The following is a 681-nucleotide window of genomic DNA, read 5'->3' as shown; positions in this document are numbered from 1 at the left end:
ATTACGCGGTCCATTGGCAGAGCCGGACCCCGGTCGGCGTGGAAGCCGAGTTGTGGGACGCGATCCCCGAAAATCCGCCGCAGACCGTGGTCGAGACGAAGCCGGTGGTCCCGCAGCCGGAACGGAAGCTAGAACGGAAGCTGGAACCCGAGCTGAAATCGGAAGACAGGCCCGACATTGCCTTGCAGGCCGAGAAACGCCGTGCGGCAGCCAAGGCCGCCAAGGCACTTGAAGCCACGARGGCAGCCGAAGCCGCGAAGGCTTTCGAAGCCGCCGCGCAAGCGCAGCAGCGTGAGCAAAACCTCCGCGACGCCGAGCGTCAGGCCGCTGCGGCCACCGCAGCCGCCACAGCCAGTGCAAGCGGTGCAGGCAGCCGCCCCGGCGACGGTGCCGGCACAGGCGGCACCACGTCGCCGGGCTATGCGGACAAGGTGCGACGCCGGGTCACGCCCAACATCCTCTTCGATGGAGACCTGCCCGACAATCCCACCGCCGTGGTCGCAGTGCATCTGGCACCGGACGGCACCGTGCTGGAGGCCCGGCTGGCCCGCTCGAGCGGACACACCGGCTGGGACAACGCCGTGCTGCGCGCCGTGGCACGCTCCAACCCGCTGCCGCGCGACGAGAACGGCGTGGCGCCCGCCCACATCAATCTTTATTTCCAGCCGAGGGAATAGGAAG

Annotated in this window: 1 protein-coding gene; it reads left to right on the top strand. The window is 68.7% G+C overall.

The genetic code is table 11. The features are described from left to right. Positions 1–677, top strand: a 677-nt coding sequence (gene tolA / locus AC1DDH_RS20400; protein WP_476956197.1) for a cell envelope integrity protein TolA, incomplete at its 5' end; no start/stop codon positions are given. Positions 678–681 lie beyond the last annotated feature (4 nt).

The organism is Arthrobacter sp. 10T425, from assembly GCF_056393985.1.
The sequence above is the reverse complement of the archived record's forward strand: the minus strand, read 5'-3'. Positions and strand labels throughout refer to the sequence as shown.